This window comes from Limnochorda sp. L945t (genome assembly GCF_035593305.1).
Taxonomy (GTDB): Bacteria; Bacillota; Limnochordia; order Limnochordales; family Geochordaceae; genus Carboxydichorda; species Carboxydichorda subterranea.
In genome coordinates this window covers 187795-206346 of the sequence record NZ_CP141615.1, presented here as the reverse complement: position 1 = coordinate 206346, position 18552 = coordinate 187795, and the positions used below count along the sequence as shown (strand labels likewise).

Here is an 18552-nt window from a genome sequence, read left to right as displayed (position 1 = left end):
ACAATGGCAGCAGCGAGGAGGCGCACGTGCCCATGGCCAAGACCCAAGGCGAGGTGCTGGAAGCCTTCGCCCCGGCTTCCGAACGGGGAGGCCCCGTCGACGTGCTCGCCATCGGGGCCCACCCGGACGACATCGAGCTGGGCGCGGGAGGGCTCTTGATCCTGGCGCGGCGCAAGGGCCTTTCCACCGGCGGGATCGTCCTGACGCGGGGCGACGCGGGCCGCTTCGGCACCGAAGAGCAACGCCGCAAGGAAGCCGCCGAGGCGGCGCGCGTCCTCGAGCTCTCCCACTTCGAACAGCTCGACCACCCCGACGCAGCCCTGGCCGCCACCCGCCAGGCCGCGGTCCAGCTCGCCCTGCGGCTGCGCAAGCTGCGGCCCCGGCTCATCCTGGCGCCGCATCCCGAGGACCGCCACTTCGACCACCAGGCCGCCTCACGGCTGGCCGACGAGGCCGCCTTCCTCGCCGATCGGGCCACCTTCGACCCGGAGACGGCTCCGCTGTCGAGGCCTGCTCTCTGGTGGTTCGGGCTCGACCCGGCGACCCTGCACCGCCCCCACCTGGTGGTAGACATCACCCCGGTCTGGGCGCAGAAAGAGGCCGCCCTCCGGGCGCACGCAAGCCAGGCGCCCATCGTGGCCGGCGCGGAGCTCTACGCCCGGGTCTACGGCGCCATGATCGGCGTGATGTTCGGCGAGGGGTTCATCCCGGCGCGGCCGGCGGCGATACAGCCCGACCTCTCTTTGTTGTGAGGGGCCCTCCGCGGCCGGCCCCCGTCGCCTTACCGCAACAACCGCTCGACGAGAAAGCCCTCGTCTGCCCCGCGTGCGGCTGCGATGTGGCGCACCGCCTGGACGGCGCTCGCCTGCCGGTGGATGATGAGGCTGACCCCTTCGGCGACGGCTCGCGGGTCGTCCCTGCCCGGGTACAGCACGTTGCGCCCGACCATGGCGCCGCGCACGTTGGGCCCCTCGGCCATCCCCCGCTCGAAGTCCTCGAGCACGGGCACCGGGCTGTCGTGGGCCTCGCCGCCCAGCAACAAGATGGGCAGCGTGGTGGCCCTCGCCGCCCTCCAGAACTCAGGCACGTAGGGGATCTTGAGCCACACACGGTCGCTCGCCTCGCCCAGGCCCGCCGCCACCCCGACGGCCCGGATCATCTCATCGGGCTCCAGCACGACCTGGTAGCGGCCCTCGACCCGGCGGACCGGCAGGACCTCCACGAAGCCCGGCAGGGCGAAGCGCCGCAGGCCGTTGAGGGCCTGCGCCACGTAGGACATCGTCTGGATCGAGTAGCGCGAGTGCGCCCCGGGGTCGATCCGCAGCAGCACCTTGCCGGCGTCGAGCCCCCGGGCGTGGATCGCCTCCGGGGTGAAGGCCGTCACGCGGTCTTCCATCTCGTACTCCACGCCCGCCAGGCCCGAGCGGTTCATCGAGCCGATGACGACCCGCCCGTCCAGGAGCCCCTCGTGCCCGCGCTCCTTCAAGAGGTAGTCGACGAGCAAGAGTTCGTCCACGACGTCCGGAGTGGCCATCACGCCGTCCACCATGGGGCTGGTGAGCACCCTCAGCACCCGTCCCAGGTACTCCCACCGATCACCCAGAGCGACGGGGTCGCTTCCTGCGGCCGTGACCCGCCGCGCCGGATGATCGGCGGCGAGCACCAGAAGCTTGCCGTCCTCAGGGGCGATGGCCGCGGGTCGCCGCCTCGATCGGGCCGCCTCCTCGATCCGCTGCGCCTGGCGGACCCGGCTCTCGGCGAGCAGGGCCCAGAGCTGGTCGGTCAGGAAGCGCCGCGTGTGCCAGTAGAACGTGCCGGGCGTGTAATTGACGTCGATGCGGTGGCGGGCCACCTCGTAGATGGCCCGGGTGCTCTCGAGCACGGCCTCCGACAGCTCTCCGGGCCTCGGCACGACCTCGAACCCCACGGGCCCCTGGTACCCGATGTCGACCAGCGCGGCCAGGAAAGCAGCCAGTTCCTCCTCCCTCACGGCGCTCTTCGGGTGATCGAGCCGAGGGTGGCTGTCGCCGTAAAGGGGGTCGGCCGGGTCGAGCACCGCGCTGCCGATGTGCACGTGCACCAGGAAGGGCGCCAGCAGGCGCACGGCGTCGGGGGTCTCCGGCGAGCCGTCCGCCTGTTGGATGAGGGGCATGTGGGAGAGGTCGTACAAGAGCCCGAAGTTGGTGTGGCCCAGGTGGGCCCGCACCACCCGCGCCACGGCCAGGGCCTCGACCGACGGGCCGATGAGCATGTTGCGGAAGCCCGGCTCCGGCCGCCGGTCGAACGACTCCAGCACGATCATGATGGGCGCCCTGCCCAGCGCCTCGGCGCGCCGGCGCGCATACCCGGCAATCTCCCCCAGCGAGCGCACCAGCGCCTCGGTGGCCTCTTGCCGGCGCTGGTTGCCGGGAGAGGGCCCGGGGTCCCGCCCGCTCAGCAGGCTCAAAGAGACCGCCCCCAGCTCGTACGCCTCGTCCACGCACCGCAGCAGCCGATCGACCGCCTGGCGCCGTGCCACCTCGTTGGGGCTCGAGATGTCGCTCGGAGGGATCCAGCGCTCCTCGTTGACGAGCTGGACGGGCTGAGCGCCGTAGTATACCTTCTTGCCCCGTTCGGCGCACAAGGCCCCGATCCGGCGGCGCAGGGCCGGGTCCTTGATCTGGGTCAGCTCGATCCCGCCGATGTACTCCTGGGCCGTCAGATGCTCGACGGTCGACAGCATGTAGTGGGCCGGGGCCTCTCCGCGGCTCGTCGAACGGGTGCTCCCCGGCCCCGGGTACGCCATCCAGTGCACGACGGTCACAAGGTTGGACTCCAAAGCCACCGGTCTCACCCCCGCCACGGCTCCCCCGTCAGCCCTGCTCCGGATCCCACAATTCGGAGTAAACCGGCATCATGACCTGCACGAGCCGTTCGTAGCGCTCCGCAAGCGTACGGTAAGCGGCCGACAGCGACGGATTCACCGCCACCTCCCGCTCCGGCGGGTTGAACGCCCGCGCCGCCTCCAGGGGATCGCGCCACAGCCCGACGCCCCACCCGGCCAGGACCATGGCCCCGAGGGACGCGGCCAGGCCGAGCCGCGGCACGATCACGGGCCGCTCGACCGCGGCCGCCTTGATCTGCAGCCACAACGGGCTCCGGGCCCCGCCTCCCATGGCCACGATGCGGCTCACGTCAATGCCGGCGCTCTCGAGCACCTGCCGGCACGCCCTCAGCTCCAGCGCGACGCTCTCCATGGCTGCCCGGACCAGGTGAGCGCGGGTGTGCTCGAGGGTGAGCCCGATGGCGGCTCCCCTCGCCTGAGGTTGCCAGCGCGGCGCACGAGCCCCCATGAAGTACGGGAGCAGGAAGAGACCGTCGGCTCCGGGCGGGACCTCTCCGGCCTCCTCGCTCATCGCGTCGTAAACGTCCTTCCCTTCCCGCTCCAGCCTCCGTCGCTCCTCCCCGAACGCGAGCTCCCGGAGCCACCGCAGGATGGCGCCCGTGGCGTTGAGCCCCTGCTCGACCAGCCAGTGGCCGGGCAGCACGTGCACCGTGTACAGGAGGCCGGGGACGCGTCCCCCCCGGCCTACCGCCTCCGGCACCACCGTCGACACGTTGGACGTCGTGCCGGTGGATTCCATCGCCTCTCCCGGCCCGAGCGCCACGCCCAGGGCCTCCAGGCACCGGTCGCCGCCCCCCGTCACCACGGGCACGCCGGCTCGCAGCCCCAGCGCCTGGGCAGCCTCCGGGGTCAGGTTCCCGGCTCGCTCGTGAGAGGCCACCACGGGGGGAAACCGCCCGGGGTCGATGCCGGCCTCGTCGAACGCAGCCCCCCACCACCGCCCTGCCAGGGAGTCCCACATCATGGTGCGCGAGGCGAGCGACGGGTCCGTGACGAACCGGCCGGTCAGCCGGTGGACGACCAGGTCCCTCGGTTGGAGCAGGTAGGCGGCGCGGCGCAAGAGCTCGGGCTCGTGCTCCCGCATCCACAGGAGCTTGGCCAGCGTGAAGGTCGCGTCCGGCACCATGCCCGTGTGCCGGTGAATCCTTTGCGCGCCGAGCCTCCGGGCCAGCGCCTGGACCTGGGCCGCTCCCCGCCTGTCCATCCACGAGATCGCCCTGGCCAGGGGCCGGCCGTCGAAGTCGACGAGGGCGACCGTCTCCCGCTGCGAGCTGAGCCCGATAGCCGCCACGTCCGGCGGCACCTCGCCCCGGTACGCCCCCGCTCGCTCCATGTGCGCGAGCGCGCGGCGCACCGCGGCTATGCACGCCTGCCACCAGTCCTCGGGGTCCTGCTCGGCCCACAGGGGCCGGGGATGGTAAGTGGGGTACTCTTGCTCCCCCTGGCCCACCGGCCGCCCCGTGGCGTCGAACATCACCGCCTTGCATGCGGTGGTGCCGACGTCGATGGTCAAGATGAACGGGCCGGCGCTCATCCGGCGGCCTCCTCCCGCCGCAGGGGCATTCCCGGCAGTACCGACGCACTCCTGCCATGCCGTGGCCTCGGCCTCCCATACTTTGCCACGGCGGGTCCGACATGAACCATGCCCCCCGCTGCCGAAGCTCCCGGATAGGTGTTGGCCTTGCGCACGAGCCCTCGTTTCGCGCGGACGAGCCCCCGCATCACCGCCCACGTCGTCGCCGCGATCGTGGCTGCCCTGGCCGTATCCGGCCCGACCCGGCCGGCGCCGGCTGCGTCGGTCCCCGAGCCCGTGACCGGATACCAGGCCTTCCAGGCATCCTTCATGCAGGCTCATCAGGCGCTGGAAGAGCGGCGCGCCCGGGCCGCGGTGGAGCACGCCCGGCAGGCTCTCCGGGCTGCCGTGGGCGACGACGTGCTGGATGCCCGGCTGGCGCTCGCCGAGGCCCTGGAGGTGGCGGAAGAGCCCGAAGAGGCCGCCGACGTGTGGATGGACGCACTCCAGGGGTACGCCATCCTCTTTCGCGGGCCCCTGAGAGACCAGGTGCTGGCCCGTCTCGAGCAGCTGCATCCCTTCATGGACGCCCGGACCGCTCGAGGCCGGCAACAGTTGTTACGGTACTCCGGGCTGCTGATCCGGTTCGGGAGAGCGCAGCAGGCGGTCTCCATCCTTTCCCGCCCCTCCCTCCTCGAAAGCCCGCACGCCGCCCAGGTGGCAGCCCAGCTCGCCGCCGCCCTGGATCGACTGGCGCGGCACGATGCCCGCCTGGCGCTGGTCCGCCAGGCCCTCGACCGCGCGGGGCAACGGCCGCCCCAGAGCCCGCAGGAGCGGGAGGCGATCCTGCGGCTGAGGCTCGCGCTGGCCGACGAGCAGGTACGGCAGGGGCAGGAGGAGGCGGCCACAGACTCCCTGGAGCAGCTCATCGAAGAGGCCCGCGGGACGGAGCCGGCGGGCGACGCGCTGCTGGAGCTCGTCCGGCTCCGGCTCGAAAAGCGCGACCTGAGGGGGGTCAGGGAGTACCTGGCCCGCCACGAGGCCGCTACCCGCGCGACTTCCGGCCGGGACGAGGCCCTCCGAGCACTTCTGGCCTGGAGCTACCCGCACGACCGGGAAACGGCAGTCTGGGCCCTGGACCGCCTGGGAGAGCAGGCGCCTCAAGACGCGACATATCTCTTCTGGCGGGCAAAGTGGATGCAGGCCGCTCCCTCCCCCGAGGGGGATCCCGGCGCGACGCTCGCCTCGACGTTGCGCCGCCTGGTTCGCCTCCATCCGCTCTCTTACCAGGCCCTGCTGGCGGCCGAGCGGTGGGAGCCGGCCGCCGCCGAGCTCTCGGGCGTGCTGGGGCCTCCGGGCGGCCCGGCCGTCTCTGCCGCTGCAGCGCCGTCCGACTCCTCGCTGGAGGCCCTCGACGCCGCCTACCACCGCGGCCTGGAGCGGGAGGCCACGCTCGAGCTGCGCTACCTGGTCCACTCTCGCCCCACGGTTGCCCGCCTCGCCGCCCTGGCCCGCTGGGAGATCGAACTCGGCTGGCTTCGCCCCGCCATGGACCACCTGGCCCAGCTGTTGCGGGTGGCCCCCGTTTACTACCAGGAACGCTGGGTACTTGAGGGAATGTTCCCGCGGCCGTACCGGGCGCTCGTGGAGCAGGTCGCCTCCCAGGAGGGAGTCGACCCGTTGTGGCTGTTCGCCATCATGCGGGAAGAAAGCGCCTTCGAACCGCAGGCGCTGTCCGTCGCCGACGCCTACGGGCTCATGCAGATCCTCCTGCCCACGGCCGCCGAGGTAGCGGCCTCCCGCCGGTTCGACCCGCCGGATCCCGCCGGCCTCTTCGTTCCCGAGATCAACGTGCGCCTGGCGGGCGCGTACGCCGCCGAGCTGTACCGCCGTTTCGGCGACGTCAGGCTGGCCTCGGCCGCCTATCACGCCGGGCCCGGCAGGGTGAGCGGGTGGTTGCAGGCACTGGGGGCCGGCGACGATGTCGATCTCTTCGTGGAGCGGATCCCCTTCGAACAGACGCGCACGTACGTCCAGAAGGTGTACCGGTCGTACCTGATGTACCAGCGCCTGTACGCATCCCGCCGGTGATCTCCGGGAGCGACGCCGGCCTCGGCCGTGCCGGCCGCCGTGGCACGGAGATGCTCGAGTCTGCTCGAAAGTCCCACGCAGGTGCGCGGTGTTGCACGCTTTGCGTGAACGTGATAAGATCTGCAGGGGCCAGCCGGGCAGGTGCGACGCCATGATCAAACCCGAACGCCACGACCGCATCTTGAGCGAGATCGCCCGGCGCGGCGCGGCCAGCGTCGCGGAGCTGGCCGCCTTGCTGGGAGTTTCGGAGGCGACCATCCGCCGGGACCTCCAGGAGCTCGGAGAGAGCGGGCTCTTGCGCCGGACCCACGGCGGAGCCTCCCTCGCCGATCAGTCCGACGAGCTTCCCTACCACTTCAAGGTCACCGCCTTCTTGCCCGAGAAGCGGAGGATCGGGGCGGTGGCAGCTTCCATGGTGCAGGACGGCCAGGTCGTGGGTTGCACCGGCGGCACCACGGTGGCGCAGTTCGTACGGGCGCTGCGGGGCCGCAAGGTCACCGTCGTGACGAGTGCCGTCAACGTAGCGGCAGACCTGGCCAGTTCTCCCGAGACCGAGGTCTTCGTGACCGGAGGGGCGTTGCGAGGCCGATCGTTCGAGATGGTCGGGCACACGGCCGAGCGGGCCATCCGGGAGTTTCGTTTGGACGTGGCCGTCGTCGGCGTGGACGGCCTGTCCGTTGAGTACGGCCTCACCACGTACAATCCCGCCGAGGCCCACGTCAACCGCACGTTCATCGAGCAAGCCAAAGAGGTGTGGGTGGTCGCCGATCACTCCAAACTCGGCAAGGTGACCCCCGCCATCATCGCGCCGGTGGAGCGCATGCACCGCCTCGTCACCGACTCCAGCGCCCCCCACGACTTCCTGGCGAGGCTCCAGCAGCTCGGGATCCAGACGATCACGGCCTGAGGTCTGCTGAGCCGCTGCCGCGTGCCCTCCGGTATACCGTACACGGGATGTGCCAGGGATTGGTGCATGGTTATTCATCTTGCCGGCAGGAACCGGTGGCGTGTCGTCGAAGCTCCCCGCAATCTTCAGGCGCATAAAACACTGTTTTAGGTTTCCAAACGCCTGGCGATCGGTCGATGTCCCCACGGGAGGCACGAGAGGCTTGCCGACGACCGGAGGTAGCCGCCGGCGGCGGCCACCGGACGCATACGCCATAGCCAGCGTGGACAAGGCGGTACGGCTGCTCCTGACCCTCGGCCACATGCCCGGCCGGGCGGCGGGGATCACCGAGCTCGCCCACCGTCTGCAGCTGACCAAAAACCAGGTCTTCCGGCTCCTCAAGACGCTCGAGCGCCATCGCCTGGTCGACCAGGACCCCGGCGGCTCCCTCTACCGTCTCGGTTCGGGTCTGCTCGTCCTGGCGGCAATGGCCCGCGATGGCCTGCAGCTGGTACGGGAGGCCTCTCCGACCCTGGATCGGCTGGCCATGGCGACGGGAGAGTCCGTCCACCTGGCCGCCCGGGAGGGGCTGGAGGCCGTCATCGTGGACGTGCGCGAGAGCCCGCATCCGGTGCGCCTGACCGCGCGGGTGGGTGGACGGTATCCCCTCCACGCAGGGGCATGCCCGAGGGCCATCCTGGCCTTCCTGCCGCCGGAGCAGCAGGAGCAGGTCCTCCGCGCGTTGCCCCGGCTGCCGCGGTACACCCGCCGCACGGTCGAGGACCCCGAAGCGCTGCGCCGCGAGCTGGACGTCATCCGGCAACGGGGCTACGCGATCAGCGACGAGGACGTGGACCTGGGCGCGCGGGCCGTGGGCGCCCCCATCTTCGCCGCAGGCCCTTCGCCGTCTGCGGACGGCGGGACATGGGCGCTTCAGGCCGTAGGCGCCTTGAGCATCGCCGGGCCGACCGTGCGCCTGCCCGATCCCGTCCTCGCACGGTACGGGGAGATGGTCGCGGCCGCCGCCCGGGAGATCTCCAACCGGCTCGGCGCGAGGGCAGCCGTCCCGGCCATCCCCGGCGCCGACGGCGAGGAGGGCGCCCGGTGACCCGTTACGTGCTGCGCCGGCTGGCCGTCATGGTGCCGGTACTGATCGGCATCACCTTGCTCAACTATGCCATCGTCAACCTGGCTCCCGGCGATGCCGTGGACCTGCTGATCAACCCGTCGATGAGCGAGGCCGACCGGGCGGCGCGCCGCCAGGCCCTGGGCCTGGACCAGCCCTTTTTCGTGCGTTACGTGCGGTGGGCAGGCGAGACGCTGCACGGCAACCTCGGCTACTCCTATACCACCTCGGAGCCCGTGGCCCGGCGGATCGCCGAGCGCGTGGGCCCCAGTTTGCTCCTCATGGGCACCAGCTACCTCGTCGCCTACGCGGCGGCGTTGCCGCTCGGCGTGCTCTCGGCCGTCCATCCCTACACCTGGGTGGACTACCTCTCGGGCTTCGCTGGCCTGCTGGGCGTCTCGTTGCCGACGTTCTTCCTGTCGCTCGTGTCGATCTACGGGTTCGCCTTGAAACTCGGGTGGTTGCCCACCGGGGGCATGACGACGCTCGGCGGCCCCTTCGATCTCCTGGACCTCCTCCGGCACCTCGCCTTGCCGGCCCTGGTGCTGGCGTTGTCCAACGTGGGCCTGGTGCTGAGGCTGGTGCGATCGAGCACCCTGGAGGTGCTGCGGCAGGATTACGTTCGCACGGCCCGCGCCAAAGGCCTCCCGCAAGGCGCGGTCATCTTCCGGCACGCGTTGAAAAACAGCCTGCTCCCCGTCGTGACCATGGCCGGGTTGCAGCTCCCGGCCCTCATCGGCGGAGCAGTCGTCACCGAGCAGGTCTTCCAGTGGCCGGGGATGGGATCTCTGTCGATCCAGGCCATCCTGCAGCGGGACTACCCCACCCTGATGGCCCTCAACCTTCTGGCCGCGGTCGCCGTGCTCGCCGGTGGCCTCCTGGCCGACGTGCTGTACGCCGCCATCGATCCCCGCATTCGGTACGAGTAGGAGCGTGCTCACCGTGGATGCTTCCCCCACCCCGCCGATGGCAGCCACCTTCCGCCCTGAAGTCGCCGGCTCGGCGCTCCCGGCAGCGGCCGCCCGCACCGAGAGCTTCGGCGCGGTGGCGGCGAGGCGTTTTCTGCGCCACCGCCCGGCCGTGGCCAGCTTGGTGGTCCTGCTGCTCATCGCCCTCGCGGCGGCCCTGGCGCCGGCCCTCTCGCCGCACGATCCGTACGCCCTCGACCCCACGGCCTTCGGAGCGCCTCCGTCCGCCGCGCACCCGTTCGGCACGGATGCGGTCGGCCGGGACGTGCTGAGCCGCCTCCTCTACGCCTCTCGCGTGTCGCTGCTCGTCGGGGTATCGGCGGTCGCCATCAACGTGGTGCTGGGTACGCTGCTCGGCGGCATCGCCGGGTGGGCCGGCGGAGCGGTGGACGCGGCCATCATGCGGGTGACCGACATGGTGCTGGCCTTTCCACTCCTCATGTTGATCCTCGTCCTGGTGAGCGTGCTGGGCCCTGGGCTCACCAACGTCGTGCTGGTGCTCGGCCTGCTCGGCTGGCCGCAGGTGGCCCGCCTGGTGCGAGCCGAGGTGCTGCGCCTCAAGCAGCAAGAGTTCGTGACGGCAGCGCGGGCCATCGGCTGCCGCGGCCCTCGCATCCTCTTCCTCCATCTGCTGCCCAACGCTTTCGCGCCGGTGCTGGTGACCGCCACCTTCCTCACCGCGCAGGCGATCGTCATCGAAGCGTCTTTGAGTTTCCTCGGAATGGGGGTGCAACCGCCCACTCCCAGCTGGGGCAACTTGCTGACCGACGCACAGTCCATGGCCGTGCTCGAGCAGATGCCGTGGTTGTGGGCCCCTGCCGGGGCGCTCACCGTGCTCGCCGTCCTCTCCATCAACTTCGTCGGCGACGGGCTACGGGACGCGCTCGACCCGCGGCTCAAGCTTTAGCGGCCGTGCTTCGCCATGCCGGAGTGTCCATCGCGAGCGTGCATCCACGAGAAAGGAGCTGGAGTTTCGTCATGCAGCGCGTATCACGGTTGCTGGCCCTGACCCTCTTGACCGGCATCCTGGCCGCCGTCCCCCTGCCGGCTTCGGCAGAGAAGGTGATCCGGGTCGGCCTGTGGAGCGGGCCGGGCACCTTGAGCCCCATCAACGCGGACTCGAGCTACGGGTACTTCGTCGTCCACTTCATCTTCGACACGCTGGTGGAGATGGAGCCTGACTTGACGTTCGCCCCCCGCCTGGCGCGCTCCTGGGAGATTTCCAAGGACGGGCGCACGTACACGTTCCACCTGGATCCCAAGGCCACGTGGCACGACGGCAAGCCGGTGACCGCATCCGACGTGGCCTTCACCATCCGCACCATCGCCACTCCGGGAGTCCAGACCAACCGGGGTAACGCCATCAAGGCCATCCAGGGGCTCGACGAAACGGGCAAGATGACCGGCAACGCCATCCAGGGCGTGCGGGTCATCGACCCCCACACCATCGCCATCACGACCCGAACGGCCGTCGACCCGGCGCGCTTCCTGGAACAGCTGGGCACAGGGGTCTTCATCATCCCGGAGCACCTGTTGAAGGGCCTGACACCGCAGCAACTGTCGCGCGCTCCGGCCCTGTTGAACCCAACCGTCGGCAGCGGGCCCTTCCAGTTCGTTCGTTACGTCCAGGACCAGTACATCGAATTGAAGCGCTACGACCGTTATTACCGTGGACCCGCCCGGGTGGACCGGATCCTGGTCCGGATCGCCGGAGCGCCCTCGATCGCTGCGGCACTCATCAACGGAGAGATCGACGTCGTGGCCGGCCCGGGCATCGGCGAGGTGCCTTTGCAGGATTGGGAGATGGTGAAGCGAGCTCCCAACCTCCGGCCCGTCACCGCTCCGTCGCTCGGCTATCAGTTCATCGCGATCAACAGCACCCGGCCCTATTTGAAAGATGACCGCGTGCGGCAGGCCCTGGCCCGGGGAGTGGATCTCAAGCTCCTGGTGCAGCAGCTGTACCGTGGCGAGGCGATCCCTGCCGTGGGACCTTTCTCGCCCGTGACCCCGTACATCAACAAGTCGCTCCAGCCCATCCCGTACGACCCGGCGGGCGCGCGCCGGCTGCTCAGCGAGGCCGGGTGGGACTTCTCCCGTACTCTCCAACTCCTGGTGCCCACGGGCAACACGCTGCGCGAGCAATCGGCGAGCATCATCCAGGCAACGCTCCAGGCGGCGGGCGTGCAGGTGCAGATCCAGCGGCTCGACTTCGCGACCCTCCTGAGCCGCGTTTTCAAGCACGACTATGATCTCGCGCTCCTCGGTTGGACCGATACCTTCGACCCCGATCACGTGAGCTCCACGTTTCGAACCGGCGGGCAGTACAACCTCGGCGGGTATTCCGATCCCGAGGTCGACGCCATCATCGATCAGGCGGCCCGGGAACAAGACCCCGCGCGCCGCAAGGAGCTCTATGATCGGCTGCAAGTGCTGTTCCAGCAAAAGGTGCCGGCCATCTTCCTTTACTATCCCAACATGCTGGCTGCCGTCAGCAAGCGTCTGGTCAACGCCGACCCGGGCATCGTGCCGTTCGAGTTTTACGCTGCCCGGTGGGACGTAGCCGACGGCCCTGCAAGCCGGTGAGGAGGTCGACCGCGTGAACGTCCCCGCATCCTCTACCCCTTCGAGCGGGGTGGAGAAGGTGGTCCAGCACCTGCGCGCTCGATTCGACGAGGACCTCGAGCAGGTGCGGGCCTTCCTGCGCACGCCCAGCGTCAGCTACACGGGGCAAGGCATCCAGGAGACGGCCCGGCAGGTCGCCGGATTCATCCGAGGGCTGGGCGGGACGGCGAGCGTGGTGCCGACCGCGGGCCATCCCATCGTCTTCGGGCGCCTGGACCAGCAAGCCGCGCACACGGTCCTGGTCTACGGCATGTACGACGTCATGCCCGCGGACGAGCCCAACTGGTCGAGCGACCCGTGGGCGGCCGAGATCCGCGACCTGCCGGGCCTGGGCCTCTCCGTCATCGCCCGCGGCGCGGTCAACACCAAGGGGCCGCTGGCGGCGTTCTTCCGGGCCGTGGAGGCGTACCGGCACGTGGCCGGCCGCCTGCCCGTCAATCTCCTGTTCGCCATCGAAGGGGAGGAGGAGATGGGCAGTCGCCACTTCCTGCCGTTCGTCGAAAGCCATCGCGAGGAGCTGGGGGCCGCCGACGCCGTGCTCTTCCCGTTTTTCAGCCAGGACGAGGCGGGCGTGCCCTCCCTCACGCTGGGTACCAAAGGCATCCTCTACTTCGAACTCGAATGCCGGGGCGGCGACTGGGGCGGTCCGACCGAACGAGGGATCCACGGCTCCAACAACGCCTGGGTGGCCAATCCGGTGTGGAGACTGGTGCAGGCGCTGGCGACGCTGGTCGACGAGGAAGAAAACCCGAAGGTGGAGGGGTTCTTGGACGGGGTCACCCCCCTCGATCCGGCCGAGCGGGAGATCCTGCGCCGTCAGGTCGAGAGCGGGCTGATGGACGAGCGGCCGTTCATGCAGTTCGAGCACGTGCGGAGATTCAAGGGGGGCTTGCGGGGCGTGCCGCTGTGGGAGCGGCTGTTCGGCCAGCCCCAGTTCAACATCGACGGGCTCGTGGGCGGCTACGTCGAAGAAGGCACCAAGACGCTGCTGCCCCACCGGGCGCTGGCCAAGCTCGACGTCCGCACCGTGCCCCGCATGGATCCCGACGCGGTGGCGGCGGCCATTCGCCGGCACCTCGATGCGCACGGTTACGCCGACATCGAGATGCGGGTGCTCAACAACTATCCCTGGTCGAAGGTGCGCCTCGACGAGCCGGCCGTGCAGGCCATGGTCGAGACGTACCAGACCATGGGCCGCACGCCCCAGATATGGCCGCTCAACCCGGGTTCAGCGCCTTACTACGTGTTCGAGCGGGTGCTCGGGATCCCGTACGTAACCGGCGGGTTGGGACACGGAGGCCGGCAGCATTCGACGGACGAGTACTGCACGGTCCAGGGGATTCTCGACTTCGAGATTTCCATGGTGCGCTGGATGGATGCTTTCTCCCGCCGCATGGACGAAAGGAAGCGATGAAGTGAGCCACTCCGAGCAGACGACGCTCACGGCCGATGAAAGGCTCCTGCTCGCGGACGTGACGGGCGACGAGGCATGGCAACTGGTGGAGCGCTTCGCGGCACTCCGCCGGGAGTCGGGAAGCGAAGACGAACGCCAGGCCGCCGCTTACGTCGTCGAGCGCCTGCGCGCGTACGGGGTGCCCGTTGAAGTGCACACTCCCCGGCTGTACTTGAGCTTGCCCCGGGGCGCAGAGATCCGGGCGGGCGACGTGCGCGTCAGGGGCAAGACTCCCTCCTTCTCCGTTTCGACCGGGCCGGCCGGCCGCAGCGGGCGGCTCGTCTACGTGCCCTCGGGCTTCGCCCGGGGCAGCGGCGACCTCTTCGAGTCGGGCCTGTCGGGGCACGGCGGCGAGCGCGACCTCGAGGGCGCGGTAGCGATCACCGAGGGGTTGCCGTTGCCGCAAAAGGTGACGGACCTCCAGGCCAGGGGCGCCGTTGCGGCCATCTTCGTCAACCCGGGCGAGCGGATCCACGAGGCCATCTGCACCCCGATTTGGGGCGCGCCGGACCTGGACAACCAGCACCGCAGGCCGGCCCTGGCCGTGGCCGCGGTCAACCGCTTCGACGGGCAGCGACTCATCGAGCGAGCCCGCGCGGGCGGGATCGCCACCGTCGAAACCCACCTCGAGGAGGGGCTCTATCCGTGCCCCGTGGTCGTGGCGACCATCCCCGGCGCCGTGGAGCCGGACGCATTCGTGCTGCTCCACGGGCACCTCGACGCCTGGCACGTCGGAGTCGGCGACAACGCCGTGGGCGACGGGGCTCTCCTGGAGGTGGCCCTGGCGCTCTGGAAACACCGCCAGAAGTTGCGCCGCAGTGTCCGGGTGGCCTGGTGGCCCGGCCACTCCCAGGGCCGCTACGCCGGCTCGACGTGGTACGCCGACACCTTCGGCGTCGACCTCGCCGAACACTGCGTGGCCCATCTCAACTGTGACTCGCCGGGATGCCGGTGGGCGGAGCGCTTCGACGACCTGTGCTGGACGCCGGAGCTGGAGGCGTTCGTCCGGGACGTGATCCGGGATGGGGCCGGGCAGGAGGCTCGCGGCGGCCGGCCGCCCCGGGCGGGCGACTACTCGTTTCAAAACCTGGGCATCAGCGGCGCGTTCATGCTCTCCTCGACCATGCCCGACGAGCTCCGGGAGGCCAAAGGCTACTACGGCGTGGGCGGTTGCGGGGGCAACATCGAGTGGCACACGGAGGCGGACACCCTCGAGGTGGCGGATCGCCGGCTCTTGCAGCGTGACACCCGGGTGTACGCCCTGGCCACCTGGCGGCTTGCGACGGTGCCGGTGCTGCCTCTGCGTTTCCGGGCGATGGTCGCCGACATGCACGAGGCGGCACGCCGCTACGCCGCGCTCTCCGAAGGCCGTGTCGACCTGGAGCCCGTGCTCCGGGCACTCCAGGAACTGGATCTGGCGCTCGTCCCCGTGGAAGAGATGGCTGCCGGTGCGGCCGGCCCCGCCGCCGCCGACGACGCCCCGGCCCTACGCGAGATCAACCGCGCCCTGGTGGAGCTGAGCCGCATCCTGGTGCCCCTGCACTTCGCCCGGGAAGGTCGGTTCCGCCAGGATCCGGCACTGCAGGTGCCTCCCTTGCCCGACCTGGCTTTCGCCGAGCGGCTGAGCGCGTGGCCCGACGGAAGCCTCGAGGCATGGTTCGCCTCCAACTCCCTGGTGCGCGGGCGCAACCGGGTGGTCTACGAGCTCCACCGCGCCAGGCAGGTCGCGCAGCAGCTGGCCGCACGGCGCTGACGCTGCCAGGCCCGCCCGGAGGATCGGCCCGTGAGGGGCGCCGGGGCGCCGTCAGCCGTTCCCGGGTACGAGGCCCGGACGGCTCGACTTGCCGGCCTCTCCGCCCCTCGCCGTCCCCTCCCCTTGCGTCGTTCCCTTGCGCCGGTAACAATGGGAGAAAGCGCCGCACGGGTCGGGGAGGGTGCGAGGTGGCCGACGAGCTCACGTATCCGGATGCTGGCAGGAGCGTGCCCCCGGCGGCGGACGGCCTCCTTTCCGCCCCGGACGGCCGGAGGGGCGCGCCGGCGCCGGCCGGCCCTGCCCCTGCTCTCCCCGCTCCCCCCTTCGCCGGCGAGCGCTTCCGGCCGCTGCGGCAGGAGGTACACTGGCTGGGCGAGCTGCTCGGGGAGGTCCTTCGCGAGCAAGGGGGTTCCCGGCTCCTCGAGGCCGTCGAGCGGGTGCGGCTCGCCACCCGGCGCCTGCGAGAGGCGTGGGACCCCGAGCTCGACCGTAGCCTGACGTCTTTTCTCGCGGGCCTGCCCGACGATCTGGCGGTGCAGGTGGCGCGGGCTTTCGGGCTGTACTTCCTCGTCACCAACCTGGCAGAACAGCACCACCGCGTACGGCGGCGCCGCGCCTACCGGCAGGACCACGACCGCCCGCAGCCCGCCTCGCTGCCGGCCCTGGTCGCCGAGCTCAAGGAGCGAGGCCTCGATTCGGCCCAGGTGCTGGAGCTGCTGGGCTCCCTGGAGATCCAGCTGGTGTGGACCGCCCACCCGACCGAGGCTTCCCGCCGCACGGTGCTGGGCATCCTGCGCGACCTCTACGAGCTGCTGGAACTCCGGGAGCGGGCAAGCGGCGACCTCGCCCAGCAAGAAGAGATCCGCGAACGCGTCCACGAGCTGCTCACCCTGCTCTGGCAGACCAGCGAGGTTCGCTCGCGCCGGCCCGACCCCATGGACGAACTGCGCCGCGTTCTCTTCTTCTTCGATGGCACCCTTTTCGACGCCCTTCCCCGTCTCTTCGAGTCCCTGGAACGCGAGCTGGCGCTGGCGTTCCCTGACATCCGGCGCTTGCGGGCTTCGGGGCGCCGGCTGCCGGGACCTCTGGTGCAGCTGCGCAGCTGGGTTGGGGGCGACAGGGACGGCAACCCCTCGGTCACCGCCGCCGTCACGTGGGAGGCCGCCTGCCGTCAACGGGATCTGGCGGTCCGGCGGTACATGCACGCCGTCCGGGGCTTGATGGCCCGGTTCGGGCAGAGCAGCCGCCTGACGCCGGTCTCGCGGGAGCTGTTGCGCTCGGTCGAGGAAGACGAAGCCCGCTACGCTCCGCAGCCGCTCGGCTTCATCCGGTGGAACGACGACGAGCCGTACCGGCGCAAGCTGGCCGTCATGTACTGGCGCCTCGAACTGCTGCGCCGGCACAACCTGGAGTTGCAGAGGCGCTGGCCCTCTCTGGAGCCCGCGCCCCCGGGGCAGGAGGGGCGCTACCGTTCGGCGGCCGAGTTGCTCGAGGACTTGCGCCTGCTGGAGCGGAGCCTGCTGGCGGGGCGGGGGGAGACGATCGCCCTCGGCAGCCTCGGGCGCCTCATCCGGCAGGTGGAGGCGTTCGGCTTCCATCTCGCGCCCATCGAGGTGCGCCAGCACAGCGACGTGCACGCGCAGACCGTGGCGGAGATCCTGGATCGCGCCGGCATCGAGCCGGTGTACGAGGGTCTCGACGAGCAAGCCCGGCAGAGGGTGCTGGTTCGCTTGCTCGGCCAGCTCGCACGCAAGACGCCGGGTCCCTGGACGGGCCCCTCGATCGACCGGGACGCCCTCAGCCCGGTCGCCCAGGAGGTGCTCCGCACCTTCCACGCCATCCGAGCGGCCCGCCGGGAGATAGGGCCTGGCTCCATCGACACTTACCTGGTGAGCATGGTCCACCGCCCCAGCGACGTACTGGAGGTGCTGCTGCTGGCCGAGTGGACGGGTGCCCACCGGATCGGCCCGGACGAGCGCTGGTCGCCGCTGCGGGTCGTGCCCATCGTCGAGACCATCGAGGACCTCGGGCGCTCCGCCGCCATCGTGCATTCGCTGGCATCCCTTCCGGCCATGCGGCCGTACCTGGAGGCGTGGGGCGGGCTCTTGGAAGTGATGCTGGGCTATTCTGACTCGAGCAAGGACGGCGGCTACCTGGCAGCCAACTGGGCCCTCTACCGCGCCCAGCAGGAGATGCTCCGCATCGCCGGCCCTGCCCGCATCCGGATCCGTTTTTTCCACGGGCGAGGGGGTACCCTGGGACGAGGCGGAGGGCCCACGACCCGGGCCATCCTTGCCCTGCCTCCCGGCGCGACCCTGTGCGGGATCAAGCTGACCGAGCAGGGCGAAGTCTTGTCGGAACGCTATCTCATCCCCGATCTGGCCCTACGCAGCCTCGAGCAGGTCGTCTGGGCGGCCGCCCACAAAGCCCTCGCCGACAGGGGCCGGCCGGACGGAGGAGCCGGCGACGAGCCGCCCGCCCGGCGCTGGCACGCGCTCATGGAGCGCATGGCGCAACGATCCCTGGAGGCGTACCGCGAACTCCTGTTCGGTGACGGCCAGGCTGGATTGCGCTACTTCTTCGCCGCCACTCCCATCGAACACATCGGACGCCTCAACATCGGCTCGCGGCCCGAGTCACGGGGCGTCGGCCAGCGCTTCGAGGAACTACGGGCGATCCCCTGGGTCTTCGCGTGGAACCAGAGCCGCCACCTGCTCCCGGCCTGGTACGGCACCGGCACGGCTTTCGAGACGATGATCCAGGAGGAGGGCGTCGAGAGCCTCACCGAGATGTACGAACGGTGGCCCTTTTTCCGCGCCCTCGTGGACAACTTGCAGATGGCTCTGGCCAAGGCCGACATGCGAATCGCCGCCCGCTACGCGGCCCTGGCCGGGCCCGGCGCCGCCGGCGTCTTCGGACGCATCGAGTCGGAGTACCGGCGCACCCGGGAGTGGGTCCTGCGCATCACCCGGCAGCAGGATCTCCTCGAACGGGAACCCCACCTGCGCGACTCTATCCGGCTGCGCAACCCCTACGTGGACGCCCTCAGCTACCTGCAGGTCATGTTCCTGGAGCGCTGGCGGTCGCCGGGACCCCGCCGCCAGGGCCATGAGGATCTCCTTTTCGGGATCCTGGTCACCATCAACGGCATCGCGGCAGGCCTGCGCAATACCGGCTGAGCGGGCCGCCGTGCGGCCGGGACGTCCCGGCAGATGGCTTCGGAGATGCTTGAGAGCGCTTGCAAATCCCGGAGAAG

12 protein-coding genes are annotated in these 18552 nt (G+C 70.5%); 10 read left to right on the top strand and 2 right to left on the bottom strand.

The window, feature by feature from the left end:
• Window positions 1-32 precede the first annotated feature (32 nt).
• Window positions 33-752 (top strand): PIG-L family deacetylase, encoded by a 720-nt coding sequence (locus tag U7230_RS00880; protein ID WP_324716875.1) that lies wholly within the window; start codon window positions 33-35, stop codon window positions 750-752.
• Between the two features lie 29 nt (window positions 753-781).
• On the opposite strand, the gene U7230_RS00875 is transcribed toward U7230_RS00880, so the two are convergent.
• Window positions 782-2833, bottom strand: coding sequence for a Cgl0159 family (beta/alpha)8-fold protein (locus U7230_RS00875; RefSeq protein ID WP_324716874.1), 2052 nt, complete (start codon window positions 2831-2833; stop codon window positions 782-784).
• Between the two features lie 19 nt (window positions 2834-2852).
• Window positions 2853-4418, bottom strand: a complete 1566-nt coding sequence (locus tag U7230_RS00870) for a xylulokinase (RefSeq protein ID WP_324716873.1) — start codon at window positions 4416-4418, stop codon at window positions 2853-2855.
• 138 nt (window positions 4419-4556) lie between these two features.
• Between U7230_RS00870 and U7230_RS00865 the strand changes: the two genes are divergently transcribed.
• The 9 genes from U7230_RS00865 (at window position 4557) to ppc (ending at window position 18475) form a co-directional block, all read left to right on the top strand.
• On the top strand, window positions 4557-6488 hold the full coding sequence (locus U7230_RS00865; RefSeq protein ID WP_324716872.1) for a lytic transglycosylase domain-containing protein: 1932 nt from the start codon (window positions 4557-4559) through the stop codon (window positions 6486-6488).
• Between the two features lie 151 nt (window positions 6489-6639).
• Window positions 6640-7395, top strand: coding sequence for a DeoR/GlpR family DNA-binding transcription regulator (locus U7230_RS00860; RefSeq protein ID WP_324716871.1), 756 nt, complete (start codon window positions 6640-6642; stop codon window positions 7393-7395).
• A gap of 202 nt (window positions 7396-7597) precedes the next feature.
• Window positions 7598-8482, top strand: coding sequence for an IclR family transcriptional regulator (locus tag U7230_RS00855; protein ID WP_324716870.1), 885 nt, complete (start codon window positions 7598-7600; stop codon window positions 8480-8482).
• Window positions 8479-9429, top strand: a complete 951-nt coding sequence (locus U7230_RS00850) for an ABC transporter permease (protein ID WP_324716869.1) — start codon at window positions 8479-8481, stop codon at window positions 9427-9429. Before U7230_RS00855 ends, U7230_RS00850 begins: the two co-directional genes overlap by 4 nt.
• Window positions 9430-9442: 13 nt before the next feature.
• On the top strand, window positions 9443-10375 hold the full coding sequence (gene opp4C, locus U7230_RS00845; RefSeq protein WP_324716868.1) for an oligopeptide ABC transporter permease: 933 nt from the start codon (window positions 9443-9445) through the stop codon (window positions 10373-10375).
• Window positions 10376-10446: 71 nt separating this feature from the next.
• The gene (locus U7230_RS00840) at window positions 10447-12051 is read left to right on the top strand and encodes an ABC transporter substrate-binding protein (RefSeq protein WP_324716867.1); all 1605 of its coding nucleotides are present in this window, start codon (window positions 10447-10449) and stop codon (window positions 12049-12051) included.
• 13 nt (window positions 12052-12064) lie between these two features.
• Window positions 12065-13504, top strand: a complete 1440-nt coding sequence (locus U7230_RS00835; RefSeq protein ID WP_324716866.1) for a M20/M25/M40 family metallo-hydrolase — start codon at window positions 12065-12067, stop codon at window positions 13502-13504.
• 1 nt (window position 13505) lies between these two features.
• Window positions 13506-15296 carry a M28 family metallopeptidase gene (locus U7230_RS00830; RefSeq protein WP_324716865.1) on the top strand — a complete coding sequence of 597 codons (1791 nt, stop codon included), beginning with the start codon at window positions 13506-13508 and terminating at the stop codon, window positions 15294-15296.
• A gap of 188 nt (window positions 15297-15484) precedes the next feature.
• On the top strand, window positions 15485-18475 hold the full coding sequence (ppc, locus tag U7230_RS00825; protein ID WP_324716864.1) for a phosphoenolpyruvate carboxylase: 2991 nt from the start codon (window positions 15485-15487) through the stop codon (window positions 18473-18475).
• The last annotated feature ends 77 nt before the right edge of the window (window positions 18476-18552 follow it).

Coding starts and splice junctions, on each gene's coding strand:
- U7230_RS00860 (WP_324716871.1), top strand. CDS start 6,640: ATGATCAAACCCGAACGCCACGACCGCATCTTGAGCGAGATCGCCCGG.
- U7230_RS00870 (WP_324716873.1), bottom strand. CDS start 4,418: ATGAGCGCCGGCCCGTTCATCTTGACCATCGACGTCGGCACCACCGCA.
- U7230_RS00840 (WP_324716867.1), top strand. CDS start 10,447: ATGCAGCGCGTATCACGGTTGCTGGCCCTGACCCTCTTGACCGGCATC.
- U7230_RS00880 (WP_324716875.1), top strand. CDS start 33: ATGGCCAAGACCCAAGGCGAGGTGCTGGAAGCCTTCGCCCCGGCTTCC.